At 64.1% G+C, this 22,423-nt stretch carries 19 protein-coding genes and 1 riboswitch; of the genes, 5 read left to right on the forward strand and 14 right to left on the reverse strand.

Annotated features, from left to right (window positions below; genetic code table 11):
• Positions 1–31 precede the first annotated feature (31 nt).
• From BLEFHOIH_RS21030 to BLEFHOIH_RS21070, 8 genes are all read right to left on the reverse strand, one after another.
• Complete coding sequence (locus tag BLEFHOIH_RS21030; RefSeq protein ID WP_088348084.1) at positions 32–1,240, reverse strand: agmatinase family protein; 1,209 nt, start codon at positions 1,238–1,240, stop codon at positions 32–34.
• A complete protein-coding gene (locus BLEFHOIH_RS21035; RefSeq protein ID WP_088348002.1) occupies positions 1,233–2,030 on the reverse strand; it encodes an ABC transporter ATP-binding protein in 798 nt (265 codons plus the stop codon). The genes BLEFHOIH_RS21030 and BLEFHOIH_RS21035 overlap by 8 nt, the downstream gene beginning before the upstream one ends.
• Positions 2,027–2,848 carry an ABC transporter permease gene (locus tag BLEFHOIH_RS21040; protein ID WP_088348085.1) on the reverse strand — a complete coding sequence of 274 codons (822 nt, stop codon included), beginning with the start codon at positions 2,846–2,848 and terminating at the stop codon, positions 2,027–2,029. Before BLEFHOIH_RS21040 ends, BLEFHOIH_RS21035 begins: the two co-directional genes overlap by 4 nt.
• A gap of 520 nt (positions 2,849–3,368) precedes the next feature.
• The gene (locus BLEFHOIH_RS21045) at positions 3,369–4,427 is read right to left on the reverse strand and encodes a putative urea ABC transporter substrate-binding protein (protein ID WP_088348003.1); all 1,059 of its coding nucleotides are present in this window, start codon (positions 4,425–4,427) and stop codon (positions 3,369–3,371) included.
• 103 nt (positions 4,428–4,530) lie between these two features.
• A riboswitch (guanidine-I (ykkC/yxkD leader) is annotated at positions 4,531–4,638 on the reverse strand.
• A 486-nt stretch (positions 4,639–5,124) separates the two neighbouring features.
• Entirely contained in the window at positions 5,125–5,514 is a 390-nt protein-coding gene (locus BLEFHOIH_RS21055; protein WP_125461842.1) for a hypothetical protein, read from the reverse strand.
• 19 nt (positions 5,515–5,533) lie between these two features.
• Positions 5,534–6,427, reverse strand: a complete 894-nt coding sequence (locus BLEFHOIH_RS21060) for a hypothetical protein (protein WP_088348006.1) — start codon at positions 6,425–6,427, stop codon at positions 5,534–5,536.
• Positions 6,428–6,527: 100 nt separating this feature from the next.
• Positions 6,528–7,853: a polyhydroxyalkanoate depolymerase gene (gene phaZ / locus BLEFHOIH_RS21065; protein WP_088348007.1), complete on the reverse strand. Its 1,326-nt coding sequence runs from the start codon at positions 7,851–7,853 to the stop codon at positions 6,528–6,530.
• A gap of 275 nt (positions 7,854–8,128) precedes the next feature.
• Positions 8,129–9,286 (reverse strand): acyltransferase, encoded by a 1,158-nt coding sequence (locus tag BLEFHOIH_RS21070; RefSeq protein ID WP_088348008.1) that lies wholly within the window; start codon positions 9,284–9,286, stop codon positions 8,129–8,131.
• A gap of 220 nt (positions 9,287–9,506) precedes the next feature.
• Here BLEFHOIH_RS21070 and BLEFHOIH_RS21075 point away from each other — a divergent pair, with 220 nt between their 5' ends.
• The gene (locus BLEFHOIH_RS21075) at positions 9,507–10,460 is read left to right on the forward strand and encodes an MBL fold metallo-hydrolase (protein WP_088348009.1); all 954 of its coding nucleotides are present in this window, start codon (positions 9,507–9,509) and stop codon (positions 10,458–10,460) included.
• Between the two features lie 21 nt (positions 10,461–10,481).
• On the opposite strand, the gene BLEFHOIH_RS21080 is transcribed toward BLEFHOIH_RS21075, so the two are convergent.
• From BLEFHOIH_RS21080 to putA, 4 genes are all read right to left on the reverse strand, one after another.
• Positions 10,482–10,928 carry a hypothetical protein gene (locus tag BLEFHOIH_RS21080; protein WP_088348010.1) on the reverse strand — a complete coding sequence of 149 codons (447 nt, stop codon included), beginning with the start codon at positions 10,926–10,928 and terminating at the stop codon, positions 10,482–10,484.
• A gap of 75 nt (positions 10,929–11,003) precedes the next feature.
• Entirely contained in the window at positions 11,004–11,354 is a 351-nt protein-coding gene (locus BLEFHOIH_RS21085) for a hypothetical protein (RefSeq protein ID WP_125461843.1), read from the reverse strand.
• Positions 11,355–11,367: 13 nt separating this feature from the next.
• Entirely contained in the window at positions 11,368–12,444 is a 1,077-nt protein-coding gene (locus BLEFHOIH_RS21090; protein ID WP_088348012.1) for a TAXI family TRAP transporter solute-binding subunit, read from the reverse strand.
• 182 nt (positions 12,445–12,626) lie between these two features.
• Positions 12,627–15,707, reverse strand: a complete 3,081-nt coding sequence (putA, locus tag BLEFHOIH_RS21095) for a bifunctional proline dehydrogenase/L-glutamate gamma-semialdehyde dehydrogenase PutA (protein WP_088348086.1) — start codon at positions 15,705–15,707, stop codon at positions 12,627–12,629.
• A gap of 230 nt (positions 15,708–15,937) precedes the next feature.
• Here putA and BLEFHOIH_RS21100 point away from each other — a divergent pair, with 230 nt between their 5' ends.
• The gene (locus BLEFHOIH_RS21100) at positions 15,938–16,171 is read left to right on the forward strand and encodes a type II toxin-antitoxin system HicA family toxin (protein ID WP_210191854.1); all 234 of its coding nucleotides are present in this window, start codon (positions 15,938–15,940) and stop codon (positions 16,169–16,171) included.
• Entirely contained in the window at positions 16,155–16,535 is a 381-nt protein-coding gene (locus tag BLEFHOIH_RS27570; protein WP_088348013.1) for a type II toxin-antitoxin system HicB family antitoxin, read from the forward strand. The genes BLEFHOIH_RS21100 and BLEFHOIH_RS27570 overlap by 17 nt, the downstream gene beginning before the upstream one ends.
• On the opposite strand, the gene BLEFHOIH_RS21110 is transcribed toward BLEFHOIH_RS27570, so the two are convergent.
• Positions 16,532–17,299, reverse strand: coding sequence for a glucose 1-dehydrogenase (locus BLEFHOIH_RS21110; protein WP_088348014.1), 768 nt, complete (start codon positions 17,297–17,299; stop codon positions 16,532–16,534). The two genes, BLEFHOIH_RS27570 and BLEFHOIH_RS21110, sit on opposite strands and share 4 nt — an antisense overlap.
• Before the next feature lie 65 nt (positions 17,300–17,364).
• The gene (locus tag BLEFHOIH_RS21115; RefSeq protein ID WP_210191775.1) at positions 17,365–18,996 is read right to left on the reverse strand and encodes a long-chain-fatty-acid--CoA ligase; all 1,632 of its coding nucleotides are present in this window, start codon (positions 18,994–18,996) and stop codon (positions 17,365–17,367) included.
• A 364-nt stretch (positions 18,997–19,360) separates the two neighbouring features.
• On the opposite strand from BLEFHOIH_RS21115, the gene urtA reads away from it, so the two are divergent.
• Both urtA and urtB read left to right on the forward strand, forming a co-directional pair.
• Entirely contained in the window at positions 19,361–20,602 is a 1,242-nt protein-coding gene (gene urtA / locus BLEFHOIH_RS21120) for an urea ABC transporter substrate-binding protein (protein ID WP_245297133.1), read from the forward strand.
• 212 nt (positions 20,603–20,814) lie between these two features.
• Positions 20,815–22,422: an urea ABC transporter permease subunit UrtB gene (gene urtB / locus BLEFHOIH_RS21125; protein ID WP_088348016.1), complete on the forward strand. Its 1,608-nt coding sequence runs from the start codon at positions 20,815–20,817 to the stop codon at positions 22,420–22,422.
• Position 22,423 lies beyond the last annotated feature (1 nt).

Here is a 22,423-nt window from a genome sequence, read left to right on the forward strand (position 1 = left end):
GAAACGTCTGCCTTATGTTGTGTTCCGATCCCTAAAACGCCACCGGCTTGTCGATGATGGCCTTGTGCTTGCCGAGCTTGCCATGCGCGACCATCGAGCCGAGCGCTTCGACCACGACGCGGACGCCGAGCAGCGCGGTGATGTCCGACGTGTCATAGGGCGGGCTGACTTCGACCACTTCAAGGCCGCAGAGCCCTTCCGCCGCGACCAGCCCGAGCAATTTCAGCGCCTCGCGCGGCAGGAAGCCGCCCGGCTCCGGCCAGCCGGTGCCCGGCACGAAGCCGCAATCGACCGAGTCCACGTCGAAGGAGATGTAGACCGCGTCGGTGTCCTTCCAGGCGAGCTCCAGCGCGATTTCGGCGGTTTTCTCGAGGCCGATCTTCTCGATGTCCTCGATGGTGAGCACATTGGTCTGCCGCCGGCGCGCCTCGGCGACGCCGTAGCGGGGCACCTGCCAGCCGCCGATGCCGAGCTGCACGAGATTGGTGGCCGACACATTCGGCATGTTGGTCGCCCAGAACCAGGGCGTGGTGTGCATGCGCTCGTCGAGATCCTTTTCCTGGATGTCGATATGGCGGTCGAAATGGATGATGCCGATGCGCTTGGAGGTGCATTCGGCGATGCCGCGCACGCAGGGGAAGCCGATCGAATGGTCGCCGCCGAGCATCACCGGCAGCGCGCCCGACGAAAACACATGGCTGACGCCCTTCGAGATCTGGTCGAAGCTTTTCTCGAGGTTCGCCGGGATGGTGAAGACGTCGCCCGCATCGCACAGCGTCATCTGCTCGCGCAGGTCGACGCCCATCTCGTAATTGTACGGCGTGTAGAGCGCGGAGATGCGGCGGATGCCCTGCGGGCCGAAACGGGTGCCGGGCCGATAGGTGGTGCCGCTGTCGAAGGGAATGCCGACGACGGCCGCATCATATTTGCCGACATCTCGGACATTCTCGACATAGGGCGCCTTGAGGAAGGTATTGATGCCGGCGAAATGCGGCAGCTCCCCGCGCGCAAAAGTCGGGATCGATTTGTCGGTCAGGCAGTCCGCGCCGGGCAGGCCCATGTCGAGCGCCCATTGCTGCTCGCGCCGCCAGCCATCCTCCGACAGCCGCCCCTCGGCCTCGATGGCCTTCCAGCCGCGCGTCTCGCGGGCGTTGAAATCGGGGTGATGCGCGCGGGCGCGGCGGGCGTGAAGGGGAAAGCCGGGGCTGCGCCGGGAGACGGCGCGGAAGGGGTCAGACATGGACTGCTCCATCTTGGTTGATGGTCTGTTCGGCCAAGAATTCGGCGGCGCGGAAACTGTCCAGCGCGGTGCCGTCCTTCAGCTTCAGATCATAGGTGATAGTGGCGCCGAAAGCTGTCGGATGCTGCGGGTCGTGGCGCACCTTGTCGAAGACGATGAGGCGCGTGCCGAGCCGGAAGGCCTCGGAAATATCATGGGTCACCATGAAGATGGTCATCCCGGTTTCACGCCAGATGTTTAGCAGAAGCGTCTGCATATCCAAGCGAATTCCGGGATCGAGGGCGCCGAAGGGCTCGTCCATGAGCAGGATTTTCGGGCGCTTCAGCAAGGCTTGCGCGATGGCGAGGCGCTGCTGCATGCCGCCGGAAAGCTGCGCCGGATAGCGGTCGCGCGCATGGCTGAGGCCGATTTTCGCCAGCATGGCGTCGGCGGCTTCTTCCGCCTCGCGCCTCGCCTTGCCGAATAGGCGGCCGAGGAAGGGCGACTGCTCGAAGGCGGCGGGGAGCGTCAGGTTCTGCATCGCCGTCAGATGCGGGAACACCGAATAGCGCTGGAAGACGATGCCGCGGTCGGGCGTCGGCTCGGCCGGAATAACCGCGCCTTCCATCAGCACGCGGCCGCGCTGCGGGCGCTCCTGGCCGAGCAGCAGGCGCAGGAAAGTGGATTTGCCGCAGCCCGAAGCGCCGACGATAGTGCAGAAGCTGCCGCGCTCGACGGCGATCGACACGCGCTCCAGGATCGGCGCATCGCCATAGCGGACCCAGATGTTCTGCGCCTCGACGAAACTCATAGCGCGCCGCCCTCGATATGCGCCCAGGCGTAGCGGCGCTTGGAGTAGAGATAGAGCAGCCGGTCGAGCGCGAAGGCGATCAGCGTGATCCAGGCGACATAGGGCAGGATGACGTCCATGGCGAGATAGCGGCGAACGAGGAAAATGCGGTAGCCGAGCCCGCCGGTCGAGGCGATGGCCTCGGCGGAGATCAGGAAAATCCACGCGGGCGCGAGGCTCAGCCGGATGCAAGTGATGAGCTTGGGCATGATCTGCGGGAAGACCACGCGCAGAATCATCTGCCAGGTCGAGGCGCCGAGCGTCGCCGCCTTGATGATCTGCTCCTGCGGGATTTCGGTCACCATTTGCGCCATGTAGCGCACCATGACGGGCGCGGTGCCGATGACGATGAGGACGATTTTCGAGGTCTCGCCGAGGCCGAAGATGATGAACAGGACGGGCAGGATGGTGATCGGCGGGATCAGCGAAATCGCGGCGACGAAGGGGGCGAGCGTTGCCCGGGCGCGCGGAATGAAGCCGGCGGGCACGCCGAGGCCCACGGCGATCATGGCGGAGATGGCGATGCCGCTGAACAGGCGCCCGAGGCTGGCGGCGGTGTCCGACCAGAGCAGGTAGTCGCCGGAGCGCACATCGGGCACGAAGGCGAATTCGTACATCGCCCGCGACATTTGCGCGAGCGAGGGCAGCAGCTTGTCGTCGGGGTTTGCCGAGAGGCGCAGATAGCTGCCGATGGAATAGGCGATGATGAGCGCGACGAAAAGCAGCGCGCCGAGCAGGATTTTTTCGCCCCGGCCGGGGTGCTGGTTGATCAGGCGCATGCGGCCGGACGCGGCGGCGGGAGCGTAAGCGGGCGCGGCGGCCGGTTCGCGGCTGCGCGGCAGGGGGCTGAGCGGCAGGGACGCTGGCTCATCGGCACCGATTTGCGAAATGGGACCAACCGACATGAAATCTACGCGGCCTTGCCGCCCCTTGTCATCCTGCAAGCTGCGGGACGCGATTGTTCCGAATGTGCAAACATCGCGCTTGATCCGATGCCGTGCTCGGCATCCCCCTCACCGTCAAGGAAACGGCCCAAACGAGAGGCGCCGAACTCGCCCCCATTTGCTGCCTTCGCGCTTCGTCGGGCCTCCCCCTCCCGTCGTCCCGGGCGGCCGTCAGGCCGGACCGGGATCCACTCGCAGATCAGCAAGCACAGTGCCAGCCGAGAGGCTAGTAGGCCCCGGCTCTGACGGCCGGGGCGACGGGATTGAGGTTGCCTGATGGTGCAAAGGTCTCCTTGCGGGAGGGAGGCCTAGCTGCATCCGAGCAAAGCACAATGCTAGAAGCGAAAACCCTGTCCTACAGCTTGCCGCCCGCCGCCAGCTCCATATAGCTCGGATCGAAGCGCAGGTTGACCTTCGACTTGTCGCCGATGATCTTGCCGCCGGGGAACTCCATGCCGACATCCTCCGCGCTCTTGGCGCCGGTGCCAAGAATGCCGTGGTCGAACAGGAACTTGGCCACGAACTGCATGGTCTGCGGCAGCTTGGCGTCCTTGGTGAACGCCACGCCCTCGGCCGGCTTGTAGAACATCTGCGTGGTCTTGAGCTGCCCGTCGAAGCCGGCCAGATCCGTGCCGGACGCCTTGGCCATCTCCTCTTTCGCGGCCTTGGCGGCGGCGTCGCTGCCCGACATGATGCCCATCAGCTCGTACCACGCGCCGACCAGCGCCTTGCCGAAATCGGGGTTGTCCTTCAGCGTCGCGGTGTTGACCATCATGATGTCGATGATCTCGCCGGGGATCGCGGAGGAATTGAACACCAGCTTGGAATTCGGCATCGCCGCGATCTCGGACAGCAGCGGGTTCCAGGTGACGACGGCGCTGACATCGGCGGTCGAATAGGCGGCGACCATGTCGGCGTCGGAGGTGTTGACGACGGTGATATCCTTCTCCGACAGCTTTGCCCCTTCGAGCGCCCGCGCCAGCAGATAATGCGACACCGACAGCTCGACCAGATTGACCTTCTGGCCCTTGATGTCGGCGAGCTTGTCCTTGCCCTTCAGGATGATGCCGTCATTGCCGTTGGAATAATCGCCGACGATCAGCGCGGTGGTGTCGACGCCGCCACCGGCCGGGATGGACAGCGCGTCCATATTGGTCATCGAGCAGCCGTCATAGGCGCCGGCGGTGTATTGGTTGATCGATTCGACGTAGTCGTTGATCTGCACGATGTCGACGGTGATGCCGTATTTGTCGGCCCATTTCTTCATGATGCCGGAGCTTTGCAGATGGCCCCAGGGCATCCAGCCGACATAGATCGACCAGCAGACCTTGAAATCTTTTTTCGGCGCGGCCTCGGCGGGCGCGGCGCTGATGAGGAAGAATGCGGCGAGTATCAGGCCTAGCATGCGGCGCATCGGTCAGCTCTCCTTATTCGTTTGCGACCAGCGGTTGTCTTCGCAAGCGGTTTGGAGCGCGACCGGGAGTTGAGGTTTGCGCCCGCAAACCTGTCGTGCAGTCCTCTCCCGGGATTTTGGCCCGCCGTGTCTCCGGGCAACACACCCGGTCTGCGCCTCTCGGACCAGCGCCGCTTTTTGGGATGCGGCCGGAACCCTAGACGCTCTGCACGGCAGGCAAGAAGCAAGTCCGGTGCCAAGCTGGGAATGGGGGTGTCGCGGGTGCAAGTGGATGATGCCCCGGCAGCTTATCCGCAGGCGCCGAACCGGGCCGCAGCCGAACTCCCTCTCCCAGGGGAAGAGGGTTGGGGTGAGGGGGTAATGCCTATCCGTAGTTCGATGCCCCAGATCGTCGTCCCGGACGCCGCGCAGCGGCGAGCCGGGACCCAATCCCGCATCCGCGAGCACTGCGGCAAGTGGATAAGCGAGTGGGCCCCGGCTCTTACGGCCGGGGCGACGGCGGTGGGGATCTTGGCGAGGACTGGGATGGCCCGCTGTGCCTTACCGATCGTTTGTTACCCCTCACCCGGCACGCTTCGCGCGCCGCCCTCTCCCACTGGGAGAGGGCAAGTAGTGGCCACAGCGTCGGTCGTCGGCGCGAAGCGCCTAATCGATACGTTCGGCCTTTGATGAAAATTTAAGCAATCTCTGACCGCATTCAGCGCAAAGCCGATGGGTCGCGCGGCTCGACCCGATAGTCTCCGGCGATGATCCAGCCCGAAAGTCCATAGGAGGATGAAAGCATGAAACCCTTCATCCCCTCATCCGCAAACAATTGCGCGGCGGAGGTCAGATCGGCTGCCCACGGTCCGGGCGCACCTGAAATGCGATAGGATTCAACGATCTGCCCACCATGCTCCGCCAGCAGCCGCTCAACACTGACTTCTTCGAGCGCGAAGATGATATTGCCAAAAGCGTCATTTAAGAGGTGATAGCCCGCGACGGCCGTGAAGACGACCGTTCGAACATCGCCCGCATCCACCCCGCCAGGCCGCCTGGCCGTCAATGCAATTGTTCGGGCCTCGCAATTGACCTCATAAGCGATCAAGTAATTTCCGTCCAGCCTCCTACCCGTTCGACAATTGCTTCTCCAGGCTCTCGCGCATCTGGTCGGTGCAGGGGGCGCCGCGCTTCTTGTAGCCGTCGACGATGAAGCTGTGCATGGTGCCGTGCAGCATGCTGACGATGGCGAGCTGGCGGTCGGACATCTTCAAGGTGCGGTCGTGATAGGCCATGAAGGGGTAGAAAATCCGCGCCTTCCAGTCGATGCCGCAAAATTCCGCCGTGCCCGACAGCAAGCCGACCTTCATCGCCCGCCGGGCCTCCTCGATGCTGACCGGCGGCTTGGCCTTCTCCTCGTCGGTGGCGGAGGCACAGAGCTCGGGACCGCAGCGCGACTTGTGGATCTCGCCCAGAATGCGCTGCAGCATGCCGGCGACGCTCTCGTCGAGCAGCGCGTTGTTCACAGTGCCCTGCCACGGCGGCAATTCGACGCGCGGATTGGCCTTGTCCAACGCCAGCTTGGTCTCCGGGGAGCAAGTCTTCAGCACCTGCAGATTGCCGTAGTCGCGGGCGAATTGGCCGGTGTGGATCAGTTGCAGAATGGCGAGCGCCCGGATGTTATGGATGCCCTTCTGCTGAAAGCCCTGCATCATCAGGGGGAAAGCGCGCTCCTTCCATTCCAGCCCGCACCACCGCAGCCGCGCCGAGCGCGCGCCGGTGATCAGCGCCACCCGCGCATCGTCCGCATCGACCGGCGGCTCGGCGAACTCCTCGGGCGTGGCCGCCGCGCATGGATCCTTGCCGCAATGCATGGTGGGCAGGCCGGCCATGGCCTGCTGGATGGCGGCCTCGGCGTCCCGGACGGTGAAATGCGGCAGCGCCTCCCCATCCTCAGCCATGGCGCGGGGCGGCATCGCCAACAGGATGCCGAGCAGAAAACCGATGAGCCGAAATGTCATGAGCGCCTTTCCGATTGCCGGGCAAGGCTAGCACTGTGAGGAAGCGCATGAAAGAGGTCAACGCCCGCGGCGCCGCGATCCGACCTTGCCCGGGTCCTTCTTACTCCGCCGCGGAATATTCGACAATCTGCTCGCGATCCTGGTGCAGGCTGCGATAGGGCAGCGCGCCGCGCGCCTTGTTGCCGACCATCCGCTTGAACTGGATGGTGCGGATGAATTCGCGGATGCGCGGCTGGATCTCGGTGCGCCAGCGCGTGCCGTTGAAGACGCCATAATGGCCGACGCCCGGCTGCACATAATGATATTTCTCATCGACCGGGATGTTGCGGCACAGGTCATGCGCCGCCTCGGTCTGGCCGAGCCCGCAAATATCGTCCTTCTCGCCCTCGACCGTCATCAGCGCCGTCTGGGTGATGGCGGCGCAATCGACGCGCTCGTTGCGGTGCACCAGCTTGCCGTCGGGCAAGGCGTGCTCCTGGAACACGGTGGCGACGGTCTGGAGGTAGAACTCGGCCGGCAGATCCATCACGGCCAGATATTCCTCATAGAAGGTCTGGTGCTGCTGGACGCTGTCGCAGTCGCCCTTGACGAGGTTCTGGAACAGGTTGCGGTGGGCGTTCACATGCCGGTCGAGATTCATCTGCATGAAGCCGGTGAGCTGCACGAAGCCGGGATAGACCTTGCGCATGAAGCCCGGATAGGGAAACGGCACGTGCGAAATGACGTTTTTCTCGAACCATTCGATCGGCCGCGTCTTGGCGAGCTTGTTGACGACGGTCTCGTTGCGGCGGGTGTCGATCGGGCCGCCCATCAGGGTGATCGAGGCGGGCTGCATCTCGTCCTTGCGCGCCGCCATGATCGCGGTCGCTGCAAGCACTGGCACGGCCGGCTGGCAGACGGCAATGACATGGGTATTCGGCCCGAGGAAATGCACGAATTCGATGATGGTATCGATGAAATCGTTGAGGTCGAAGGGCCCATTGGTCATCGGCACGTTGCGCGCGTCGGCCCAGTCGGTGATGTAGGTGTTGTGCTCGCGGATCATCGCCTCGACGGTGCCGCGCAGGAGCGTGGCGTAATGGCCCGACATCGGGGCGACGATCAGCACCTTGGGATCGTAGCGGCGGCCGATAACGTTTACGTCGCGGTCGAAATGCAAAAGATTGCAGAAGGGCGTCTTGTAGACGATCTCCTCGTTGATCGGCACCGGCATGCCGAAGATCTTGGTTTCCTTGATGCCGAATTTGGGCTTGGCGTAGCGGCGGGTGACGTTTTCGAAGACTTCGCAGCTCGCCGCGATCATGCGCGGCAGGAGCATATCGCGGAAGGGATTGAGCGGGGATTGGAGCTGCATCTTGAGCCCCTGGGCCCCCCAGCGCAAGGGCGTGACCGCCGCGTGGGCCAGCTCATAGGAATGGTAGTTCATCGCGTCATGCCCTCCCAGGCACCGGCTCCGCCGGCTTGTATGCAACCGCGATCTCAGAGTATGCGGCAGCATTTTGTGCAGCGCAATAGCCATTCTTGGCGGCGGGAAGCCCTTTGTACGCATGGCCTAAAAGCAAATTTCGCGATGGCGCCCGGTAGATTTTTCCAAGTATTGCGGGGCTATTCTTTCGCAGTGCGAAACGCTCATCGCCGATGACCAGGAAGGTTTGGCCAATGCTGCGCCTGTCCAAAACTTGCGGCGGAATCGCACGCGGCTTACGCCAAGGCGGCGGTTGATGACCGCTCGCGGCGCCCCCGGTTGCCGGTCAGCACGCGCAGCAGGTCGGGACACGCCACCGAGAAGGCCAGATACGAGGCCCTGAGCCCGGCGAAGGTGACGGCGAAGGCGAGGACGAAGAACAGCGGGTAGAAGGCCGGTCCGAGCTCGAGCTTCTCCCACACCATCCATTCGGCGACCAGCACCGGGTAGTGGGCGCAGAAAATCCAGAAGCTGAAACGTCCCGCCTCGGCCATGGTGGCCCCGAACGGGCTGGCGGCGATCAGGGCTCCGGCCGCCCATGCGCCCAGAATGCCGAAAGCGCTGAGCAGCTTGACGGCGCTCATCAGCAGGGCGTGATGCTCTTGCGGCCAGACCAGCATCCAGGTCGCCAGCGCCAGCGAGCCGAGCAGAAACGCCGCCAGCAGCTTCGGCGCATGAGGGTCGAGGCGGATCGGATCGATGCGGTGAATGGCGAGCGCGGCCCCGAGGGCGAAGCTGAACAGAATATCCGGACGCAGCAGGACATAGGTGCGAAGGCCGAGCACCGAGATCAGAAACAGCGCCGCGAGCGTCGGCCAGGGCGCGCGCTCGACCAGGAGCCCGATGACGGGCGCCAGGAGGCAGCACACCATCAGATCGCGCAGGAAATACAGGGGCAGGTTGACCGGGGCGTGCTCGATCGCGAAGAGCAGGTCGAGGGTCACCGGCGCCGGCGCCGCCGCAAGATTGGGGAAATGCCCCTCCCCGACTCCGATGCTCTCCCCGGCCAGCACCAGCGCATAAAGGCCGAAATTCCAGATCAGGAACGGCACCAGGATGGTGCGCGCCTTGCTGCGCAGCAGGCCGCCGTAATCGATCCGGTGCCCCTTGCGGAACACCAGATAGCCGGAGATCGCGCCAAGACACGGAACGCCCGCGCGGAAGACCACGTCGCGCAGCAAAAGATGCAGCGGCGTCCACAGATCCCGATGGCCGGCATAGGGCGAGGCGGCCGTGTCGAAAGGGATGTGGATGACCACGACGCCGAGGATCAGCACGATCCGCATGATCTCGATGCGGGCCGAGACGCCTGCCGCATTCGATATGGTGTGTCCTATCGGTGGGGCTTCGAGATGCCCTGCGGGAACCAATCGCTGCGGGGCGGTGACTGCCATGGAGGACCACGCGAGCCGTGAAAGCCGGCCGCGAGACTGAGCCGAATGAACGCTTATGGAAAGTGGGGAATGTCACGTATTCACCGAATGAGGGATTGCTCCTAGCTAAAAGTTTTAGGTTGGACGCTGGATGCGACGCCGGAAACGGCTTTTTGGCGGTCCCGCGACTCGATAAGATCCGCGCTTTGTTGGTTTGCCGACGCAACCATGGGGACTTGCTATGAACAGGCGCGACGTCTTGAAACTCGGCACGGCGGCTTTCGCCGGCGGCGTCACTCTCAGCCTTCTCGGACCGGTCGCGATCGCGGACACCGTGGTGCAGGTCGCAGCGGCGCAGCGCTTCAAAATCGGCGACATCGTCGTCACCGCGCTCTCGGACGGCCATATCATGCTCGATCCGGCGCTGTTCAGCGGCATCACGCCGGATGAATTTCAGGCGGCCCTGCGCGCGGCCTATCTGGCGCCGGGCAGTTATCGCGGATCGGTGAACGCCTTCGTCGTCGACACCGGGTCAAAAGTCTTCCTGATCGATTCCGGCACCGGCGCAGCGCTTGGGCCGGCGCTCGGCCGGCTGGAGCGCAATCTGATCGCGGCCGGCTACCAGCCCTCGGCGATCTCGGCGCTGCTTACCACCCACCTGCATCCCGACCATATCGGCGGCAGCCATCGGGAGGGCAAGCCGGTGTTCGATAAGGCGGAATTCCTGGTCAGCCAGGCCGATCACGGCTTCTGGAGCGATGCCGGCATCCGCGCCAAGGCGCCCGCCGAGGCACAGATGTTCTTCGATCTCGCCGTCACCGCCGTAAAGGCCTATGGCGACCGCCTGCGCCTCGTCAGCGGCGAGGCCGAGGCGGTTGCGGGCATCACCGCCGTGCCGCTGCCGGGACACACGCCGGGCCACACCGGCTACCGCGTCACCAGCGGCAAGGACACGCTGCTGATCTGGGGCGACATCATCCATGCCGGGCCGGTCCAATTCGCCCGGCCGGACGTCACGCTGTCCTTCGACGTCGACCAGCCGCTCGCCGCCAAGACGCGCAAGGCGGTGCTGGAGCAGGTGGCGCGGGACCGGGTGATGATCGCCGGCGCGCATATTCCGTTCCCCGGCGTCGGCCATGTCGAGGCGGCGGGGGCGGGCTATCGGTTCGTGCCGGCGGAGTGGGACTATCTGTGAGCCGGTTTGCGCGCGGCCCGGTTAGTGCGACGCCGCGCGCAGATGATAGATATCGAGCGTATACCGGCCGGAGACGACCTGCTGCACGATCATGCGTTTGCCCGGGCGGCGGATCAGCGTGATCGTGCTGGAATAGGGGGTGTTCTCGGCGCTGCAATCGGCGGTGAAGCTGATCTCGATCTTGGTCAGCTTCTCGATCGATTTGACGGTGCAGGCCCATTTCGGGCCCTGCACTTGGCTGCCGGTGATGCGAATGGCGTTGTCGTGGCCCGCGCCGTCCGTGTTCTCGGCCTTAGCGGAGACGCAATCCGACGCATCGGCCTTGGGCTTCCGCGCGTAGCTATATTTGAGATTGCAGCCGGCACCTTGAAACCGCGAGGGGATTTCCGTCAGGCGCGCGGCGGCGGCATCGCTCATGATGAATGGGGTGAAGACTGTCGCGGCTAGGCCGATAAGGCGTGATTTCATGACCCTGCGCCTCGCGCAATCCTCGCATCAGGCGACACGATAGTTTGCCGGACGTTTAAAGACCGTTAGATCAGGTCAATGGCTCGGCTGCTCACATCTCTCCTCGGCGCAAACGAGCTGCGGCTTGGGGATGGTCGTAAGGCACAGGACCTTCTGCGCCAGCCGATCCAGCGAAGAACAATTCGGGAATTCGCTGACATATTTATACTGTACGCAATATTTTTGGCAATCGCCGGCCTTGGCGTCGTTCTTCATGCCGCCGAACGATTGATCGATGAGTTGCCTGACATACAGCGCGCCATTCTCAATATTCGGCCACACCCAGCTTTTATTCTGCTCATAATATGACAAAAGGTCGAGGGCCAGCACAATCAAGGTAGAAAATGTAACGAGAGCCCAAAATATTCTGCTCAACACATCGGCCACCCCAGAACCAAGCTCATCTTGGTAAATTATCGCACAGATGCTGGAAAATCTTGTTAGGGGATTTCGCGGCACAGTCCAGCCTATCCGGGGCACCTCCGCCACCGGCGAAGCTGCACTGCCGGTTCGATGATTTTACGACCTTTCTGTCGATATATTTGGAAACGCATTCATAAGTCTCGAGGCCGGATAATTTCATCGAGAGGTTGACTTCCGCCCATTTGGCGTGGCTGGAGGTCCCTGCGGTTCGCTTCAACTCCTCGATATTCGCCTTCACGCGATTGGCGACCATGCCGATGTTCAGGCAGTGTTCTTCCTGGAAATTGAAGGCGACCAGCACCGACATCACCGCAAGTGTCGGCACTGGCTCGCTGAGCCAGCGGTAATCGTCCTTGGTAATTTTGGCGACGAAATAGGGCTTTAAATTCGTCAACCTGGAATCTTCGATCGGCACCAGCGCGAGATTGCTGCGGTTCTTCTCCTCTTCCGTCAGCAGGGGAATTGGCGCGCCGGCGACTAGGAAAATCGCATCGAGTTTCTGAGCATCTTCATTGGGTAGAAGGAGCCGCTGAAAGGCTTCCTTTCCATCCACCTCCGCCGGCCTGACGCTGACGCCGGCCGTCAGCAAGAGAAAGGTGGATGTCATATAGGTTCCGCTCTCCGGGCTTCCGAGCGCGACCCGTTTTCCCTGCAGATCGCCGAACGCCTTGATGCCCGAATCGGCTGTCGTGACGATGTGGATTTCTTCGGAATAGAGCGGAAACACATAACGCGTGGACGCTACCAGGCGCTTGATTTGCTTATCCTCGGACGCGAACCGGGTCAGATAGTTGATGACATCTTGCTGTACGATCGCCATCTGCACATAAGCTTCATCCCTCAAGCGCTGAAAACTATCCAGGGACCCGCGCGACTCCTTCACCTCCAGATTGGCCCCGCATTCCTTCTCGACGATCCTGGCGATATCACTGCCGATTTTATAGTATGTCAGCTCTTTCTTGCCGGTGAGAATTGCCAGATTGCGCATTTCTGGCGTTTGCGAACGGGAAATTGTGGGAATTAAAAGGAGGGCGAGAAAGACAACAACAAACATTTCAATGCTCTCTCAATATGGCAAATATGAGAGAAATTTACGAATAATGATATGTTATGTCAAGTCTAGGCTCGGACTGCAAGGGTTTCGCACGCCGGGCACTGATATACGAGATATCGTTGCTTGAGCAATTGTAGCGGACATCATGTCGGCGCCTCCGCACGGGGGCCCATGCACAGAAGCTACTCCATCCCCATCAACAACTCCGCATTGCCGCCGGCGGCGGCTGTGTTCACCGTCACCACCTGCTCGGTGGCGAACCGTGCCAGGTAATGCGGACCGCCCGCCTTCGGCCCGGTGCCGGACAGGCCGCTGCCGCCGAAGGGCTGCACGCCGACCACCGCGCCGATCATGTTGCGGTTTACATAGACATTGCCGGCGCCGAGGCGGCGGGCGATGCGGTCTGCGGTTTCGGTGATGCGGGAGTGGATGCCGAGTGTCAGGCCGTAGCCGGTCGCCTCGATGGCGGCGAGCACGTCGTCCAGGCCGCCCGCCCGCCAGCGCGCCACATGCAGGACCGGGCCGAAGATCTCCTCCTTGAGCGCACGCGGGTCCGCCAGTTCGACAATGTGCGGGGCGACGAAATGCCCCTCGGCCGGCGTCTCGCCCGCATAAAGGATGCGCCCGGCAGTCCGCGCCTCCGCAAGATAGGCGTCGAGCTTGGCTTTGGCATCGGCGTCGATCACCGGGCCGATTTGCGTCGCGGGATCGCGCGGGTCGCCGAGCTTCAGCTCGCGCGCCGCGCCGGCGATCATCTCGATCATGCGGTCCGCGACGTCCTCCTGCACACAAAGCAGGCGCAGCGCCGAGCAGCGCTGGCCGGCGGAGCGGAAGGCCGAGGTCACGACGTCGTCGGCGACCTGTTCGGGCAGGGCGGTGGCGTCGGCGATCATGGTGTTGATGCCGCCGGTCTCGGCGATCAGCGGCACGATCGGGCCGTCCTTGGCGGCGAGGGCGCGGTTGATGAGGCGGGCGACCTCGGTCGAGCCGGTGAAGGCGATGCCGGCGACGCGGGGGTCGGCGACCAGCGCCGCTCCGACGCGGCCGTCGCCGAGCGCCAGATGCAGCGCGGTCTGGGGAACGCCCGCCTCATGCAGCAGCTTGACGGCTTCGAAGGCGATCAGCGGCGTCTGCTCGGCGGGTTTGGCGACGACGCTGTTGCCCGCCATCAGCGCCGCCGCGATCTGGCCGGTGAAGATGGCGAGCGGGAAATTCCACGGCGAGATGCAGAGGAAGACGCCGCGCCCGCGCAGCCGCAGGGTGTTCGACTCGCCGGTCGGGCCGGGCAGCGGCTGGCCGTCGGAGAACAGCTTTCGGCCCTCGGCGGCATAGTAGCGGCAGAAATCGACGGCCTCGCGCAATTCGGAGACGGCGTCGTCGAGCGTGCGGCCGCCTTCGGTCTGGATGAGGTGGACGAAGCGGCCGCGCCGGGCTTCGAGCAGGTCGGCGGCGCGGTCGAGAGCTGCGGCGCGCCTGGCGGGGGGCGTCGCGGCCCAGGCGGCGAACCCGGCTTGGGCGGCGGCCATGATCTCGCCGGCGGCGGCTGGGTCGAGTTCAGTGATCTCGCCGATGGCGGTGCGGGCATCGATGGGGGTGATGGCGGGTCGGCCTGCGCCACCCAAGAGCTTGCCGTTGCTCAGCGACGCAGCCGAAACGCTCGGCTCGCGCGCGGCGGCAACATCCGCCAGCAGCTTCTCCAGCGCCACCCGGTCGCCGAATTCCGCCCCAGCCGAATTGCGCCGCGACGGTCCGTAAAGCTGCGGCGGCAGCGGGATGCCCTGGTGGCGCGCATTGTCGGCCTTCCCCAAAATTTCGCCGGGATGGCGCAGCAGCGTCTCGACGGGCACGTCCGGGTCGGCGGCGGCGGAGACGAAGGAGGAATTGGCGCCGTTCTCCAACAGCCGCCGCACCAGATAGGCGAGCAGATCGCGGTGGCCGCCGACGGGCGCGTAGACGCGGCAGGCGGTCGCCGGATCGGTCTCGCGGAGACGAGCGTAAAGCGTCTCGCCCATGCCGTGCAGGCGCTGGAACTCAAAATCGCCGCTCCGCCCTGCCCGCTCCAGCACGGTCGCCACGGTCAGCGCGTTGTGCGACGCGAATTGCGGGAAGATGCGCGGGCGCAGCGCCAGGAGCTGGTCGGCGCAGGCGATGAAATTGAGGTCTGTCGTGGCCTTGCGGGTGAACACCGGATAGTCGGCAAGGCCGCGCTCCTGCGCGCGCTTGATCTCGGTATCCCAATAGGCGCCCTTGACCAGCCGCACCATCATGCGCCGGTCGAGGCTCGCCGCCAGCTCGCCGGTCCAGGCGATGACCGCGCCCGCGCGCTTCTGATAGGCCTGGATGGCGAGGCCGAAACCGTCCCAGCCGGCAAGCGAGGGGTCGGCGAAGGCGGCGCCGATGACGTCGAGCGACAGCTCCAGCCGGTCGGCCTCCTCGGCGTCGACTGTGAAGTTGAGGTCAAAACCCTTCGCCCGCCGCGCCAGCTCGATCAGCAGCGGCACCAGCTCGCGCATCACCCGCTCGCGGCTGACCGCCTCGAAGCGCGGATGCAGCGCGGACAGCTTCACCGAAATCCCCGGCCGCTCGGGCAGCGGGCGGTTGCCGGCGGCGCGGCCGATGGCGTCGATGGCGGCGGCGTAGGAGGCGTGATAGCGCTCGGCGTCGCCGGCGGTGCGCGCGCCCTCGCCGAGCATATCGAAGGAATAGCGGTAGAGGCCGCCCGAGCCGGAGCGGGCGCGCGACAGCGCCTCCTCGATGGTCTGGCCGAGCACGAAATGATTGCCGAGCACGCGCATGGCCTGGCGCGTCGCGGTGCGCAGCGCTGGCAGGCCGAGCCGCTTGGCGAGCTGGCCGATGATGCTGTCCGGCGTCTCGCCCGGCCGGATGATGCGGGCGGAGAGGCCCAGCGCCCAGGCGGAAGCGTTGACCAGGAGCGCGCTGGATTTGGACTCGTGGCGGACGAAATCGCCCTGGCCGAGCTTGTCCTCGATCAGCCGGTCGGCGGTGCCGCTGTCGGGCACGCGCAGCAGCGCCTCTGCAAGCACCATCAGCGCGAGTCCTTCGCGCGTGGAGAGCGCATATTCCCGCAGCATCTCCTCGACGCCGCCGAAGCCGCCGCCGCCCGCCCGGATCGCGGCGATGAAGTCGCGCGCGCGGGCCTTGATCGCGGCCTCGCCCTCGGGCGACGTGCTGGCCGCCCCGAGCAGGCGGCGCGCGATGGCGACGTCATCGGGGGCGTAGGCGGACACAAAGCTTGGCGGCATCATCGCCCCCTCGTGGGAATGTGTGGTGTGAATGTGGGTGATCGCTACCACAGCGGATGGCTTGATCGTAACGCCAATTAAAGCGAATCTTGCCTTGAATGTGGAATTAGCAAAAGGGCGGTCTAGTGGGTCGAAAAGTAACCTAGCAAGCACTATGTAAATAAATCGACGACTGTCGGCAAATCAGCTATTGCCGATTGATGGGGAAAGGTAAGAAACGGCTCGCGCAGATGCGCAATAATCCCAAGGGCGATTGGACGATCGACGATGTTCGTGTGGTTTGTCACGCATTTCATCTGGTCCTAGAGCCGCCCAGCGGCGGCAGTCACTGGACGGTGGCGCATCCGATCGAGAAAAGATTTCTGACAATTCCGGCTCATGGGCGCATTAAGCCGTTTTACATCAAGCAGTTCGTCGAGCTCATTGACGATTGCGCAGGAGGCTTCGATGACAGTGAGACATAATTATTCTGTGCTGCTGCGCCCACTCAGCGAAAGTGATGGCGGAGGCTGGGTCGCAATCGTGCCCGATCTGCCAGGTTGTCTTTCAGATGGCGCGACCCCCATGGAAGCGTTGGAGAATGTGGGCGGCGCGATCGAAGCATGGATCGCGGCCGCGCGAAAGCACCAGCACCCGATCCCCCGACCGGACGACTTCATCGACCTGACCTTTTCCCAAGCGCTTCCGGATGAAATGAAGCGGCAAGCGGAGCAGATCGCGCGTCAAATGCACAATTTGCAGCCTTGGGAGCGGCCGGACCAGGAGCTGCTCTCCGCTATCTATGCGGAGATGGCGCGAACCACAATCCGGCGCGCGCATCTGAGCTAAAACGAATTCACCCGATGCCCGCCATCAACCGAGATCGTGCTGCCGGTGATGTAGCTGCCGGCGTCCGACAGCAGCAGCAGCATGGGGCCGGTAAGCTCGTCATAATTGCCGGTGCGGCCCATGGGGATGCGGTTCGTCAGACGGATGCCTGCCTCGCTGGCCAGAAAGGCGCGGTTGAGGTCGGTCTCGAAATAGCCCGGCGCGACAGCGTTGACCCGGATGCCGTATTCGGCAAGCTCCAGCGCCATTTGCTGGGTCAATTGCACGACGCCCGCCTTCGACACCGCATAGGGCGTGGTGTTCTGAGTCTGGCGGAAGCTGAGCAGCGAGGCGATGTTGACGATGCTGCCGCCCTTGCCGCGCGCCACCATCGCCCGCGCGACCTCGGTGCCCACGGCGAAGACGCCCTTGAGATTGGCGTTCATCACCTTGTCCCAATTCGCCTCGGTCTGTTCCAGCAGAGGCCCGCGCGCGTTCACGCCGGCATTGTTGACCAAGCCGTCAAGGCCGCCCGTCAGCCGTACCGCCTCGGCGACACCGTCGCGCACCGAGCCCATGTCGGTGACGTCCATCTTTAAGGCATACGCCTTGCCGCCTGCGGCCCCGATCTCGGCGACCAGGGCGGCAAGCGCGTCCTCGCGGCGGGCGGCACCGACGATAGCGGCGCCCGCCTTGGCGAGGCTCACGGCGAAGTGCCGGCCGAGCCCGCTCGAGGCGCCGGTCACGAGGATGGATTTGCCGGTCAGGTCGAAAATATTGTCCAAGGGTGCCTCCCGTTAGGATCTGGCTCTGCGTCCGCGTTGGCGGATTAAAGGCAATGGCTTCCGGCTTATAACGCCCGGGCCTGATCCCGCAGCACGAATTTCTGGATCTTGCCCGTCGCCGTCTTCGGCAGCGGTCCGAAGATGATGGTTTTGGGGATCTTGAAGCTTGCCATGTTCTGGCGGCAATAGGCGATCATGTCCTCAGCGCTGACGGTTCCGGCCGCTTCCGGCTTCAGCAGGATGAAGGCGCAGGGGCTCTCGCCCCATTTCTCGTCCGGCCGGGCGACGACGGCCGCCTCGACCACCATCGGATGGCTGTACAGCACCTCCTCGATTTCCAGCGAGGCGATATTCTCTCCGCCGGAGATGATGATGTCCTTGGCGCGGTCCTTCATCTCGATATAGCCGTCCGGATGCATGACGCCGAGATCGCCGCTATGCAGCCAGCCGTCGCGCAAAGCCTCGTCGCTGGCTTCGGGGTTCTTCAGATAGCCGCGCATGATGGTGTTGGCGCGCATCACCACCTCGCCGATGCTGACGCCGTCGGCCGGAAGCGGCTCGCCGGTCGCGACGTCGAGCACATCGGCGGCGGAATGGGTGACGATGGGCACGCCCTGACGCGCCATTTTCGCCGCGCGTTCGGCGAGCGGCAGCTCGCGCCATTCCTCGTGGAAGGCGCAGACCGTGGATGGCCCATAGCTTTCCGTCATGCCGTAAAGGTGGGTGACGTTGAAGCCCATCTCCTCCATCTGCGCGATGACGGCGCTGGGCGGCGCCGCGCCGCCGGTCGCGACTTCGACAGTGCCATGGCCGAAACGGCGCTTGGCCTCCGCGGGCGCATGAACGAGACCGGAGAGGATGACGGGCGCCCCGCAGATGTGGCTGACGCGGTGCTCCTCGATCAGCTTGAAGACCAGAGCCGGATCGAACTGGCGCAGGCAGACATGCTGCGCGCCGAGCGCCGTCACTGCCCAGCAATAGCTCCAGCCGTTGCAGTGGAACAGCGGCAGCGTCCAGAGATAGACGCTTTCCGGCTTGAGCGAAAAGGTCAGTGCCGAGCCGAGTGCGTTCAGATAGGCGCCACGATGGTGATAAACGACGCCTTTCGGATGGCCGGTGGTGCCGCTGGTATAGTTAACCGAGATGGCGTCCCACTCGTCATCGGGCAGGGTAAACGGGCGCGTCGCATCGCCGGCGGCGAGAAACGCCTCATATTCGATCTCGCCGAGACCGGCGGGGCCGAGGCCGAGATCGTCGATCTCGATGATGCGCGGCTTTTCGGCGAGGCGGTCGACGGCGGCGCGCGCCACCTCGGCGAAGGCGGTGTCGACCAGCAGGACACGGCTCTCCGCATGGTCGAGGATGTAGGCGATGGTCGCGGCGTCCAGCCGGATATTGATGGTGTTCAGCACCGCTCCGGCGCCGGGGACGCCGAAATGCGCCTCGATCATGGCCGGCGTATTGGCGGCGATGATCGACACCACTTCGCCATGGCCGACACCCATCCGCTCGAGCCCCGAAGCGAGCGCGCGGGCGCGGCGATAGACGTCACCCCAGCTCAAACGCCGCTGGCCGTGCACGACGCCGGTTTTGTTCGGATAGATCGTCGCCGCATGGCGCAGGAATTCCAGCGGGGTCAAAGGCACATAATTGGCGGCCCGCTTCTCGAGACCCGGCGACAGATTGATGTTGCCCAAATCGAACGTCCTCCCAATTCGCTCGGACGCTTTATCTGCCGCGCCGCTTTGGCCTCATTGTCTGCGCAAGGTGGAACGGGAGCAAGGGGCGAGGCGAAGCCGCCGCTGCCTCAGAGACAGTCAGACGCCTGTTTGTGCGTCGGCACCTGCCTGCGGTTTAGGCAACTCGCCGTCTGCCCATCGGCGCGGCAGTGGGATTTCATATAATTTCAGCGCGTTGCCTGCGCCCGCCGCCGGGCGGAAACCGCATGGCATACGCTTTGCATAATCCCACTTCGCAATAATTAAGGAAGGGGAGCGTTCCCATATGTTAAAAAGCAGGCACGCGTTAAAGACTTTGGCAGCATCCGCAATCGTCGCCGGGATGCTTTCTGCGCCCGCCGCCGCGCAGGATACGATCAAGGTCGGCATCCTCCATTCTCTTTCCGGCACCATGGCGATCAGCGAGACGACGCTGAAGGACGTCATGCTCATGCTGATCGACGAGCAGAACAAGAAGGGCGGCCTTCTGGGCAAGAAGCTCGAAGCCGTCGTCGTCGACCCGGCGTCCAACTGGCCGCTGTTTGCCGAAAAAGCCCGCCAGCTCATCAGCCAGGACAAGGTCGCGGCGACCTTCGGCTGCTGGACCTCGGTGTCGCGCAAATCCGTGCTGCCGGTGTTCGAGGAGCTGAATGGCATCCTGTTCTACCCGGTGCAATATGAAGGCGAGGAAAGCTCCCGCAACGTCTTCTACACCGGCGCCGCGCCGAACCAGCAGGCGATTCCGGCCGTCGACTACCTGATGAGCAAGGACGGCGGCGAGGTGAAGCGCTGGGTCCTGGCCGGTACCGACTATGTCTATCCGCGCACGACCAACAAAATCCTTGAGACCTATCTGAAGTCCAAGGGCGTCGCGCAAGAAGACATCATGATCAACTACACGCCGTTCGGTCATTCGGACTGGCAGTCGATCGTCTCCGAGATCAAGAAATTCGGCTCCGCCGGCAAAAAGACCGCCGTCGTCTCGACCATCAACGGCGACGCCAACGTGCCGTTCTATAAGGAACTCGGCAACCAGGGCGTCAAGGCGACCGATATTCCGGTCGTGGCCTTCTCGGTCGGCGAGGAAGAGCTGGCCGGCGTCGATACCAAGCCGCTGGTCGGGCATCTGGCCGCATGGAACTACTTCATGAGCGGCGACACGCCCGACAACAAGGCCTTCATCGAGAAGTGGAAGGCCTATACGAAGAACCCCAAGCGCGTCACCAACGACCCGATGGAAGCCCATGTGATCGGCTTCGCCATGTGGGTGAAGGCGGTCGAGAAGGCCGGCACCACCGCGCCTGACGCCGTCATCGACGCGCTGATCGGCGTCTCCGTGCCGAACCTGTCCGGCGGTTATTCCGCGATGATGCCGAACCATCACATCACCAAGCCGGTGCTGATCGGCGAAATCCAGGCGGACGGCCAGTTCGAGACCGTGTGGAAGACGCCGGGCCTCGTCGTCGGCGACGAATGGTCCGACTTCCTGCCGGACTCCAAGGACCTGATCTCCGATTGGCGCAAGCCCCTGTCCTGCGGCAACTTCAACGTGAAGACCGGCAAGTGCGGCGGCAAGGCCAGCTAAGGCAACGCGACTGACGATTGCGGCCGGGGCGTTCCACGCGCCTCGGCCCTCCTCATCCCTCTCCCGGTGGGGAGAGGGTGGCGCGCGCCAGCGAGCCGGGTGAGGGGTTACAAACGATCGGTGAGGCATTACCCCCTCACCCCAACCCTCTTCCCATGGGAGAGGGGGTTTTTGAATGCCACCGTCGGCAGACGGATCATGCGGGAGAGTCAATGAAGCGGGCCGCTTTCCTCCTCTTACTGGCGCTGGCCGTCTTGGTGCCGCGCCCCTCCTTCGCCCAGGACATCGAGGCGGCCATCAACGCCCTCGGACAGGGAAGTTTCAACGAACGCACCAGCGCCGCCAACGCGCTCGCCCAAACCGGCGACCAGCGCGCGGTGCCGGTCCTGAAAGCGCTCGGCGACCGCGAGCTTTACCTGCGCAAAGCTGACAATAAGGTCTTCATCGGCCGCACCGTCTCCGGCACCGTGACGCTGATCGACCCGGTGACCGGCAAGGAAGCCGGCGTCTCCACGGGCGGCGATATCGAGGGCGTCAAGGTCAACAACGCGCTGCGCCGGACCATCGAGGCGCTGCTTGGCGGGCTGACCTTGCTCAGCTCCGACCCCGCCGTGCGGCGCGATGCGGCGACCGCCATGTTCAACCAACCCGATCCGGAAGCGCTCGGCACGCTTGACGCCGCCATCGCCAAGGAAACCGACCCGGCCATCAAGGCCAAGATGGATGAGGCGCGCGCCGCCGCCGTGCTGAAAAGCAGCCGGCCGGACGCGGAGAAGATCGCCGCCGTCAAGATCCTCGGCGCGCGCGGCGACCAGGCCTCGCTCAGCCTCCTGCAAAATCTCGAAGCGTCGGCGCAGGGCGATCTGAAGGCCGCCGCCGCCGAGGCCATCGAGGACGTCTCCGGCGCCCTGGCGCTGTGGAACAACGTCCAGAACCTCTGGTACGGCATCTCGCTCGGCTCGGTGCTGCTGCTCGCCGCGATCGGCCTCGCCATCACCTTCGGGGTGATGGGCGTCATCAACATGGCGCATGGCGAGATGGTGATGATCGGCGCCTACACCACCTTCTTCGTGCAGGAGCTGTTCCGCGCCCACGCGCCGGAAGCCTTCGACTATTCGCTGTTCGTCGCGCTGCCCGCCGCCTTCGCGGTCGCCGGCCTTGTCGGCATCGCCATGGAGCGCGGCATCATCCGCTTCCTCTATGGACGCCCGCTCGAAACCCTGCTTGCCACATGGGGCATCAGTTTGATGCTGCAGCAGACGGTGCGCTCGCTGTTCGGCCCGTCCAACCGCGAAGTCGGCACGCCGTCCTGGATGAGCGGCACGGTCGAGATCACCAACGGCCTGACGCTGACCTCGAACCGCATCGCTATCGTGGTCTTCACGGCCATTGTCTTCATCGCGCTGATGCTGGTGATGCGCTTCACCCGCTTCGGCCTGCAGATGCGCGCCGTCACGCAGAACCGGCCGATGGCCAATTCGGTCGGCATCCGCTCCGGCTGGGTCGATGCGATGACCTTCGGCCTCGGCTCGGCGATCGCGGGCGTCGCGGGCGTCGCTCTGAGCCAGATCGACAACGTTTCGCCGAACCTTGGCCAGTCCTACATCATCGACAGCTTCCTGGTCGTGGTGTTCGGCGGCGTCGGCAATCTCTGGGGCACGCTGGTCGGCGCCATGTCGCTCGGCATCCTGAATAAATTCCTCGAACCTTGGGCGGGCGCGGTGCTCGGAAAGATCCTGATCCTGGTGATGGTGATCCTGTTCATTCAAAGGCGCCCGCGCGGTCTGTTCGCGCTCAAAGGCCGGTCGGTGGAGGCATGAG

The sequence above is a fragment of the Rhodomicrobium sp. R_RK_3 genome (assembly GCF_002198715.1).
GTDB lineage: Bacteria > Pseudomonadota > Alphaproteobacteria > Rhizobiales > Rhodomicrobiaceae > R-RK-3.